This window comes from Candidatus Symbiopectobacterium sp., from assembly GCF_020054415.1.
Lineage (GTDB): Bacteria > Pseudomonadota > Gammaproteobacteria > Enterobacterales > Enterobacteriaceae > Symbiopectobacterium.
The window spans coordinates 1-9854 of record NZ_JAHWCO010000413.1 but is presented as its reverse complement, the minus strand read 5'-3'; the positions used below and the strand labels follow the sequence as shown (position 1 = coordinate 9854).

Sequence of the window (9854 nt, the reverse complement as noted above, 5' to 3'; positions counted from 1 at the left end):
TGGTAACCCCTGGCCGTCTTAGCTCGGTATCGATATACAGCCAGTCCGGCACGATAAGCTCAGGGGTGCGCATTCTGCGGGTGGGGAACAGCATCTTTTCCAGTTTTTCTGGCAAGAGCGCATCAGGCAATGGCCACGACAGAGATGCTGCGGTAAAACGGGAGAGTACCTCATACACCGTGGAAGGGCTGACCCTGAGAGCGGCGGCGATGGTGCGATTAGACTGGTTGCGCTCAAATTTGAGTTTGAAGATCTGAAGACAGGTCTCCATGGTACTCCTGCTTTTTCTCTTTCTGGCCATCGTTATCTCCATTTCAGTAGAAACTGCGAATGGAGAGGAGGTTAAAAGAGTTAAGTCCCGGAGTGATCGATACGACGCGAATCAGTGATCGACCTTTCATGCGAAATCGAGATCGATTGTCATGCGAATCACTGATCGATCACGATGCGAATATGCACTCTGCCAGCCATTGCGGATACGTCCCTACAATTGAATGCGCACTTGCGTGCAGGAAGGCGTCCGGCTGGCATGATGCAATTCTGGGCAAAGGTGGTAGAAGGATTTGACAGGCAGCAGCGTATCTACCACGCGTAAAAACTCGGTGATACACAGATCGTACTCATTGATGTCGGTCAGCAGTTCCCGCACCAGAGCATCGAGAACGCCTTCCATCGGCGCAAGAAGGATACGCATAACGCTATTAAGCTCATCAGGACGCCGCACGGCGCACCATTTAAATCAGCCCGCCATGGTACTGATACGGACAGGAAAAGCAAGCGTTACGCTGTCGCTAGCCTTTATCCGCGACCGAGGGATTGAAGGCCTGACGCGTAAAACTCAGCAGACATGCCAACGCCGCCGTGCAGCACCCCATATAAAGCGCATAGTAACCGCCCTGCATATCAAATCGCGCCAGCAACATGCCCACCAGCGCAGTGCCACTGGACTGCCCTATCGGGCGCGCGGTGCCTAGCATACCGCCTGCGGCGCCGCTGCGTTGGCGCGGTGCCTACGTGACCAACAGGCGATTATTGGGCGACTGAAATAACCCGAACCCCGCGCCGCACAGGGCCATGCGCCAGGCAATACCGGCCATGGTGGTGACGGGGGAAAGCTGGCTCAATGCCAACATCCCAACGGCGAGTAGCAGCAAGCCAACACCGCCCAGTATGGCGGGCGACATCCGATCGGAAAGCTTTCCTGCCACCATAGCCATAACGCCGGTTGCCAACGGCCAGGGCGTCATCATTAGCCCCACTTCTGCCGGCGTCAGAGCCAGTTCATGGTGAAACAGAAACGGCAGAGAAACAAAGGCCAGCATTTGCGTGGTGAAGGAAGCGATTGAGGTCGCCAGCGACAAACTGAACACCGGAATGCGCAGTAAATCAAACGGAAACAGCGGTTCTGTGGCAGAGGCCTCCCGGCGCACCAACAGCAGAGTAGCCACCAGTGCCAGCGCCAGTTGTCCACCGATCAGCACGGCATTGCTTTTATGACCGATGCTCTCAATGGCGGTAATGGCCAAACCGATCATCAGAGCGCTCAATATAGCGCTCACACCGTCAAACGGCTGCTGGCTATGATCGTTATCCGGTAGACTGCGCATTGCCAATAAAATGGCCGCAAGGCAAAGGGGCAGATTGATGGTAAACAACCACGGCCGGGAGGCGACGGATAAAATCCCCCCTGCCAGCGTTGGCCCCACGGTGGCGGCCATAGCCACCACCAACGCGTTAATACCAATTGCACCGCCCAGCTTGGCGCGCGGCACGATGTAGCGGATTAACGCGGTGTTCACGCTCATCAGCCCGGCAGCTCCTATGCCCTGCACCACGCGAGCCAGCGTTAACAACGGCATGCTGTTCGCCAACATGCAGGCCTGCGACGACAGGATAAACAGGGTCAATCCGTACATGTACACCGTTCGATAGCCGTAAATCTCGCCCAAACGCGCGAACGGAATCAGGCATACCACCACCGCCAACTGATAACCGCTAACAATCCAGATCGCGCTGGCCGCGCTAATGTTGAAATCCGTAGCAACAACCGGCAACGCCACATTGGCGACCACAGCATCCATCACTGCCAGCGTAATGCTGATGGCAATGGTCAACATGGCGTAGTGGCGCTGCGGGATCGGCAGACCATCTTCAGTGATACCGGGGGCAGCTGTTCTCATTATTCAGTCTTTATTCGGGCAAAGCGCGTCGTCTTGCGGATGAAGGCGAGTTAAGCAGCTTACTGATAATCCCGAGTAATGGGAAGCCTGTTAGAAGAGAGAAGGCTATGTTATGCAAAGGTATGCAACAGAGCGATAGCGCCCCTTGAAGTACTGAAAACCCCACCTAAAACAGTCACTCCCGCACAAACGGGAATCTCTGGCAGATGAAATACCTGCGTTGGCCTAACAGAGATCCCCTGCTTTCGCAGAGGATTACGAGGGGCGAGTAAAGGGGAATGGCAGTTCCCCTGCGAACAGAGCGGTATTACTCGCTTCTGGCGCGCCGGGCGACGCTGACCGTTACCCTGCGGCGCGATGCGGCTGGTTTACACTGGCCGCCACGGCGTTGTTCTCCAGAAGGAGAACCTTCGCCACTGCGTTGGCGGCGCGGTGCCATACTGTGACGTTGACTACCGGAACGATCGCCGCCACGCGGCGCACCGCGCTGGCTTTGGCGCCCATTTTGAATCGGCTCTGCCTTGATATTCGGATCAGGCTCAAAGCCCGGCAGGGCGATGCGTGGAATTTCGCGTTTCAGCAGTCGCTCGATATCGCGCAACAGCTTATGCTCATCGACACACACCAGCGACAGCGCTTCACCGGTAGATTCCGCACGACCAGTACGACCAATGCGGTGCACGTAGTCTTCCGGCACGTTGGGCAGCTCATAGTTCACCACATGCGGCAGTTGGTCGATATCCAGACCGCGCGCAGCGATATCCGTTGCCACCAGCACCCGAATCGATCCTTCCTTGAAATTCGCTAACGCACGGGTACGAGCACCCTGGCTCTTGTTGCCATGGATAGCAGCGGCGGTAACGCCATCTTTGCCCAACTGCTCAGCCAGATGGTTAGCACCGTGCTTGGTGCGGGTAAACACCAGCACCTGCTGCCAGTTCTCTTTGCCGATCAGCAAAGAGAGCAGCTCGCGCTTGCGTTTTTTATCGACAAAGTGCACGTTCTGGGTCACCAGCTCCGATGGCGTATTGCGACGCACCACTTCGACCGAAGCAGGTCGCGTCAGCAGAGTATTGGCAAGCTCCTTGAGCTCATCAGAGAAGGTGGCTGAAAACAGCAGGTTTTGGCGTTTGGCGGGCAGTTTTGCCAGCACACGGCGAATGTCGTGGATAAAGCCCATGTCAAGCATGCGATCCGCTTCATCCAGCACCAGGATTTCTATACGGGAAAGGTCAACGGCATTCTGGTGTTCCAGATCCAGCAGACGTCCCGGCGTTGCCACCAGAATGTCGACGCCGCCGCGCAATTTCATCATCTGAGGGTTAATGCTTACACCGCCGAACACCACCAGCGAGCGTAAGCGCAGGTACTTGCTGTATTCCTGCACGTTTTCACCAATCTGAGCGGCCAGTTCACGCGTCGGTGTCAGGATCAATGCACGCACCGGGCGACGGCCTTTAACGTCACTGGGCTTGGCGCTTAGCAGTTGCAACAGCGGCAGGGTAAAGCCAGCGGTTTTACCGGTGCCCGTTTGCGCGCTGGCCATCAAATCCTGCCCCGACAGCACCACGGGAATCGCCTGGCGTTGTACCGGCGTAGGTTCACGATAGCCCTGTTCTTCAACAGCACGGAGAATATCGGCGCTCAGGCCGAGAGATGAAAAAGACATAGAAAAAACAACTCCAGATCCACCCTGACCGAGCCAAAGCCGGTGCAGTTTCCAGGGGGAACATCAGGCGGGTTTGCTGAGCCACCATCAACCAAGGAATAACGACGTGAGCAACAACCACAATGAACGGGCACAAACTACGGTGCATAGGTCCGCTAGTGTAACAGAGATTTCGCCTTCCTGATATGCCATCCGATTAGCGCTTATTCCTAAAAGGTAACCGATGCGATTTATTGGGACTCAGCAAAGGACAGGCCTAACAGAACTCCCGCGGCTGAGAGGCATTATAGTAAAAACAGCAAGTACGACGAAAGCGGATCCACTCACCGTTCGCCGACACCCAGGTTAGCGGGAGAAAATAGACGGTAAGCGGATTGGCCTCCAATCCAAACAGTGCACCTGGAGCCTCGTGAACCACATAGTGAAAATCCTGTTTTACACGCGCGTCTGTCGCCGCATCAGAGGCTTGCATCCGATGTTCAAACAGTGAAAACAGCCGTACTGCGGTATTCTCCCACAAAATCCGCGAAGAGATGCCTGACGCGGCCGACAGCACATGCCACAACGGCGTCAAATGTTCTGCAAATACGCCACGTAGCAGTGCATCACGCCAACTCGCGCGATCCAAATCTGAATGGGGCATTGAGAGCGATAAATCGTCCATCACCATATGCGACTGCCAACGATGTCCATCGTGACGCGTATCCAACAGGCAGTTCGTCAGCGCCATGTTTAGCCCTTTGCTGTACATCGATAAGGGATAAAAGGCAGCCGCTGTAGTAAGAAAAGCCACGCGTTTGCTTAACAACGACGCGGTAATACCCAGCGAAGGGGCCCCCGATCGTGAAGCAAGCTGTTGCAACATACGCTGACAAGGCGCCGTCTCCAAGAGTGTCGATACTGGCACCGCGCTGCTGAACGGGTATTCCGCCGTCGCAATCAGGTTAAAACGAGCGGCGAGATGTGCCCGTTCTTCGGCGTGAAAGGAAAGATCACGCATCGCACACGCTTTGCTGTTTCGGCGCATAACGGCCCAGTGGAATACAGAGCGGCGTACAAAACACCGGGTCAGCGATGATGTGGCTATCGAGATCGAATACCGTTTTAATCAGCGTTTCCGTCAGGATCGCCTGCGGCGCGCCTTGCGCAACTACGCCTCGCTGGTGAACCGCCACCATGTGATGTGAATAGCGGCATGCCAGATTCACGTCGTGCAGTACCATGACGATGGTTTTACCGTGTTGTTCGTTGAGCTCGCGCAGCAAATCGAGCACCTCAATCTGATGCGCCAAATCGAGATAGGTGGTTGGCTCATCCAGCAGCAAAATATCCGTATCCTGCGCCAACGTTATAGCGATCCACACACGCTGACGTTGTCCGCCCGACAGCGTATCCACCACCCGCTCGCCCAGCGCTATCAGCCCGGTACTGTTCAGCGCCTGCTGCACTTTTTCTTCGTCCTGCGTCGAACACTGGCGTAGCCAACTTTGGTGAGGGTAGCGCACCATAGCAACCAGTTGACGCACGGTTATGCCCTCTGGAGCGCTCGTTGTCTGCGGCAAAATTGACAGCTTACATGCGATGGCGTGGTTTGATTGGTGATGAATATCCGCGCCGTTTAGCATGACACAGCCTGAGGTTGGAGGGAGCAGACGGGCAAAGGCTTTTAGCAAGGTGCTTTTGCCACATCCGTTGCTTCCGACAAATACCGTGATGCACCCGGCTGGCACCTGCAAATCCAGATGTTCAATAATCACCTGCCGGTCATATTGCAACGTCAGTGCACGTCCTGAGGGCGGGAAAGGGTTTGGTGAATTCATCGTTATGCCTTAATGATGACGTTGCCGAATCAGTAAATAGAGAAAAAAAGGACTGCCCAACGCAGAAATAAAAATACCTGCTGGCAAATCCAACGGTAAAAAGAGCGTACGTCCCACCCAATCTGACACCACGACCAGATTGGCACCGATCAGTACCGGTGCCAGCACACTGCTAACAAAGGCTCGACCCACCAGACGTTTCTCCATATGGGGGGCAATCAACCCCACGAAGCCTATCGCCCCCGCATGTGCGATCGCGGTACCGGACAGCGCAACACTCAGCAACAGCAATGCGCTACGCCGCCGTTCCAGTGCAGCACCCACGCTCGTGTCAACATCGTCGTCCAACTCATGGATCGGCACATGGCGCGCCAGTAATACGAATAGCGGCGCGACTAGCGCCAGCCATCCAGTCAGAGACGTCACATCCTGCCAGTTAGTACCGTAAACACTGCCGGTCAGCCAGATGTATGAGGAGAGTGTGGTATTGAATGGGCTAAGCAGCAGCAACCCCGTCGCTACGGCCCCCATCAAGGCGGAGATTCCTACCCCGACCAATACCAGACGGTAAGGTGATACACCATGTCGCCAGGTCAACAGGTAGATCAGCAGCGCTGTTCCCCAGGCTCCCGCAATAGCCGCCAACGGCATCCATTGCTGCCCGAGCATACCCGCGCCGAAAGAGAGAAAAGCGACGACTGCGGCAGACGCGCCGCTGGTAACCCCAAGCAGATCGGGCGATGCTAACGGATTGCGCACCAGACTCTGTAATATCAGCCCCGAAAGCGCTAATGCCCCCCTACAATCCACCGCCAACACGACGCGAGGTAGGCGCAGTTCCCGGACGATAAAGGCGTTACCTTCGATAGTCTGGTGCGGTGCCAACAGTATGTGCATCACCTCCCGCGGAGAGAGCGGCACAGCACCTCGCGATAGCACCAAGAGTATCGTCACCAGCGTTACACCGAGCAGTGCAAGATTCCAGATACACGCGCGGCTATCCACCCGACGAGACAACATGCCGATACGTAGCGAGTAAACGTTAGCCATGACGCGCATCCCGCCGAACCAACGCAATAAAATAAGGGGCCCCCAGCACAGCGGTCATGACTCCCAGCGGCAGTTCCGGCGGTAAAATCGCCACGCGTGCCAGCATATCCGCCCAAAGTAGCAGACAAGCGCCCAGCAAGGCGCTAGCGGGGATCAGCCAACGGTGGTCGTGGGAACACAACCGACGGGCCATGTGTGGCACAATCAAACCAATGAAACCGATGTTACCCGCAATAGCCACCGCACTGCCCGCCAAAGCAATCACACACACGCCCATCAGGCCGCGAATCCATGCGGTACGCACTCCTAACCCGTGTGCCATGTCATCACCCGCAACAAAAATATTAATATGCGATGCCAGTACCCTGCTGAATACCAAACCCACCACTGCACAGGGAAGCAAGTGCGTCAGCAGATCGCTCTCTCGTCCAGCCACCGAGCCAGCCAAAACAATACGCTGTCCAATCCGTCCTGATTGATCACCAACATCGCTTGGGTAAACGAGAGGAAAAGTGCCGTGATCGCCGCCCCTGCCAGCAGAATTCTCGCAGTGCTTGTAGACCCACGACACAACGAGCCGATGCCGAACACAAATCCCCCTGCGACTGCCGCACCGAGAAACCCGGACCACACCAATGTCGCCAGTGATGCAGCACCTATCCACACGCTGCTCAGGACGATAAAGAAGATCGCCCCGGCATTGACGCAGAATAACCCCGGAGAAGCCAGTGGATTGCGCGTCATCGCCTGCATCAGCACCCCGGCAACGGCCAGACTGGCGCCGACCGTCAGGGCCATCAAGGTGCGTGTCAGACGCGTGGTCTGCACCAGAATATGTTCAATTTGTGTCGCATCCGGGTGAAGCCATGCAACCAGTAGCACGCGCGGCGCGATCGGTTGCGCTCCGACCATCATGCTGGCAAAGCAGGAGATGATCAACAACAGTCCCCCGCCACATAACACCCATACAGGCCTCATGGCGTTGTCTCCGTAGGCAGTAGGCGTTGTGCGATCTCATCCAATATCCTGTTCGCACCTAAAATGCCTCCCGACAAACTCCAGGCCACACTGTCCACAGTGTAGATTCGCTCGCGTTGTGGGGCCTTCAGGCGTTGCCACAATGGGTACGCTGTCCAGGTGCGGTAAAGTTGCGTAACCGCCGGTTTTTCCGAGTGCATAAAAAAAAAAACAGATCGGCGTCCAGCACCGGCAGACTCTCTGGCGTACTCAGTTTGCGCATCACGCTGAGCGAATCTGCCTGCATTCCCGGCCAGATAAAACCCACTTCCGAGAGTACTGAGCCGGCAAAGCTGCGTGCTAAATATTGACGAATATGGTCATCACGAAACTCAATCAGGGAAACGCGGAGTGGCCACTGAGAACCATAATGAGTACGCAGGCGGTCGCGCAATACCGACACTCGCCCCTACCAGGCGGTGAGCAAACCCTGTGCTTGCTTCTCCCTGCCCAGCGCCTGCCCTATCAGTTGTACGGTACGTTTGAATTCAAACACATCCTCCATCGCCACCGTGGGAGCGATCTGCGACAACAAGGTATACACCCGTTCATGACGAAAACGTGATGCAATGATCAGGTCGGGTTTAAGCAATGCGATGGCTTCCAAATTCGGGTCGTGTGTTCAATGAGTTGATGTAGCATAAAACGTAGTACTCGCGTTCGATGTAAGTGCCGATGATCCTATCGTGCATTTCGGATGATTTTGAATATCCGAGCGTCTTGCGATTGAGCCGTTGCAATCGGTTACGCAGTGTCAGATGTGCACGCTCAATACGCTGTGTATACAGCTTGCTAACAATGTGTTTTACTTTTTGAATTTCGTCGTTGTAAGCCCTGTAGCCATCCGTGTTTGCATGACTGACGACGGTAACGCTGATGGCCACTTTTGCCATAACCGTGTTTTTTCACAGGAGATGTCTGTTCACAAAACGGGCATCTTGCATCAACTTTAGCCACTGTATTCCACATCCAAAACCGGACATTTCACACTGCAATCAACATATTGAATACACGACCCGAAACAGAGGCATAACTTTGCGCAATAAAGGAATAACACGAACACTCACTTAACAGAGCTATTCCCAACAAGCGGTAATGACTTTACTTCGGTTTTTTAGAGCAAACAGATGAAATACTGCTTAAAACGTTTTTCAGGCATATCAGCAGAACAAAAGTGGCAGAACCAACGTCACAGATAATATACGAGAATCGATAATTTTAATCACCAAATTCATTGGTAAGTCCAGACCAATGCACTAAAAACCCCGAGTAAAAAAAACAACGCCTTCATCAACACAAAATACTATAAAAATATATTAATCCGAAATTTAATATCAAAAACAAATAATATCACTTACATAACAAGTAGTTATCTACAGCTATCTCCCACTGATATTGTTCTATCGGTTTGGCAGGAGCACCCGAAGATTTCTCAACAAGCATGTAATCTATGCTGTGCGTAGGCATACCAGCCTGCTTGACCTTGCCGCATATCATGGATTTTTTGCTAGGATCTTGCATCGTCGCGCGAATATGCTCCCAAAATTGACTCACCCGCTTTTCGGACAGTTGTGCCAAAGCTTCACCTAAGAGTTTTCCATGTGCCGTCTTGGCATATTGTGTACCAATACGGTTTGCATCAAACCATGTGTAGCTTCCCGCCAGGGCATAAAGAAATACAGCTCGGTCGAAATTCTGAGCACGAACGCATTCATTCATTTCAGCATAGAGCACATCGGGCCCCCCAGAAGCACTATAAAGGGGATCGGTACGACATGTTTGTCCTGCAAACTCAAGGCCTGTACTGTTTCTGCTAGCGCTATCTGGAAGTGAACGTGTCGCAGACTGACATCCCACCAACAACAACGATAGAAACAGAGTTCTGGTTGCGAAAAAAATGGGTTTACCAGTCATAATTTTCATCGGTCATGTATTCAATATGTTGATTGCAGTGTGAAATGTCCGGTTTTGGAGGTGGAATACAGTGGCTAAAGTTGATGTAAGATGCCCGTTTTGTGAACAGACATCTCCTGTGAAAAAACACGGTTATGGCAAAAGTGGCCATCAGCGTTACCGTCGTCAGTCATGCAAACACGGATGGCTACAGTGCTTACAACG

11 protein-coding genes and 4 pseudogenes are annotated in these 9854 nt (G+C 53.9%); 2 read left to right on the top strand and 13 right to left on the bottom strand.

All coding sequences use genetic code 11. The annotated features are described in order from the left end of the window. From QZ506_RS12165 to QZ506_RS12110, 12 genes and pseudogenes are all read right to left on the bottom strand, one after another. Positions 1 to 271, bottom strand: a pseudogene (locus QZ506_RS12165) (helix-turn-helix domain-containing protein); the annotation flags it as partial. 187 nt (positions 272 to 458) lie between these two features. After that, positions 459 to 694 (bottom strand): annotated as a pseudogene (locus tag QZ506_RS12160) (tRNA-dihydrouridine synthase); the annotation flags it as partial. A gap of 97 nt (positions 695 to 791) precedes the next feature. Continuing rightward, entirely contained in the window at positions 792 to 977 is a 186-nt protein-coding gene (locus tag QZ506_RS12155) for a hypothetical protein (RefSeq protein WP_291971350.1), read from the bottom strand. 33 nt (positions 978 to 1010) lie between these two features. Then, positions 1011 to 2180 (bottom strand): MFS transporter, encoded by a 1170-nt coding sequence (locus QZ506_RS12150; RefSeq protein WP_291971349.1) that lies wholly within the window; start codon positions 2178 to 2180, stop codon positions 1011 to 1013. A gap of 307 nt (positions 2181 to 2487) precedes the next feature. Further along, the gene (gene rhlE, locus QZ506_RS12145; protein WP_291971347.1) at positions 2488 to 3849 is read right to left on the bottom strand and encodes an ATP-dependent RNA helicase RhlE; all 1362 of its coding nucleotides are present in this window, start codon (positions 3847 to 3849) and stop codon (positions 2488 to 2490) included. A 256-nt stretch (positions 3850 to 4105) separates the two neighbouring features. Continuing rightward, positions 4106 to 4849 (bottom strand): IucA/IucC family C-terminal-domain containing protein, encoded by a 744-nt coding sequence (locus QZ506_RS12140; protein WP_291971346.1) that lies wholly within the window; start codon positions 4847 to 4849, stop codon positions 4106 to 4108. Next, positions 4842 to 5669, bottom strand: a complete 828-nt coding sequence (locus QZ506_RS12135) for an ABC transporter ATP-binding protein (protein WP_291971344.1) — start codon at positions 5667 to 5669, stop codon at positions 4842 to 4844. Before QZ506_RS12135 ends, QZ506_RS12140 begins: the two co-directional genes overlap by 8 nt. Positions 5670 to 5678: 9 nt before the next feature. Beyond that, positions 5679 to 6719 carry an iron chelate uptake ABC transporter family permease subunit gene (locus tag QZ506_RS12130; protein ID WP_291971342.1) on the bottom strand — a complete coding sequence of 347 codons (1041 nt, stop codon included), beginning with the start codon at positions 6717 to 6719 and terminating at the stop codon, positions 5679 to 5681. Then, positions 6712 to 7631, bottom strand: a pseudogene (locus QZ506_RS12125) (FecCD family ABC transporter permease). The gene QZ506_RS12130 and the pseudogene QZ506_RS12125 overlap by 8 nt, the downstream one beginning before the upstream one ends. A gap of 193 nt (positions 7632 to 7824) precedes the next feature. Continuing rightward, positions 7825 to 8139, bottom strand: a complete 315-nt coding sequence (locus QZ506_RS12120; protein ID WP_291971340.1) for a hypothetical protein — start codon at positions 8137 to 8139, stop codon at positions 7825 to 7827. Between the two features lie 6 nt (positions 8140 to 8145). Then, entirely contained in the window at positions 8146 to 8328 is a 183-nt protein-coding gene (locus tag QZ506_RS12115) for an ABC transporter substrate-binding protein (RefSeq protein WP_291971338.1), read from the bottom strand. After that, positions 8321 to 8693: pseudogene (locus tag QZ506_RS12110) on the bottom strand (IS1 family transposase). Before QZ506_RS12110 ends, QZ506_RS12115 begins: the two are co-directional and overlap by 8 nt. Here QZ506_RS12110 and QZ506_RS12105 point away from each other — a divergent pair. Then, positions 8613 to 8807, top strand: coding sequence for a hypothetical protein (locus tag QZ506_RS12105; RefSeq protein WP_291971336.1), 195 nt, complete (start codon positions 8613 to 8615; stop codon positions 8805 to 8807). The pseudogene QZ506_RS12110 and the gene QZ506_RS12105 overlap by 81 nt on opposite strands. Before the next feature lie 279 nt (positions 8808 to 9086). Here QZ506_RS12105 and QZ506_RS12100 read toward each other — a convergent pair whose 3' ends face one another. Continuing rightward, complete coding sequence (locus tag QZ506_RS12100) at positions 9087 to 9659, bottom strand: hypothetical protein (RefSeq protein ID WP_291971333.1); 573 nt, start codon at positions 9657 to 9659, stop codon at positions 9087 to 9089. Positions 9660 to 9720: 61 nt separating this feature from the next. Here QZ506_RS12100 and QZ506_RS12095 point away from each other — a divergent pair. Next, the coding region (locus QZ506_RS12095; protein WP_367273016.1) for an IS1 family transposase at positions 9721 to 9854 on the top strand (134 nt) is incomplete at its 3' end.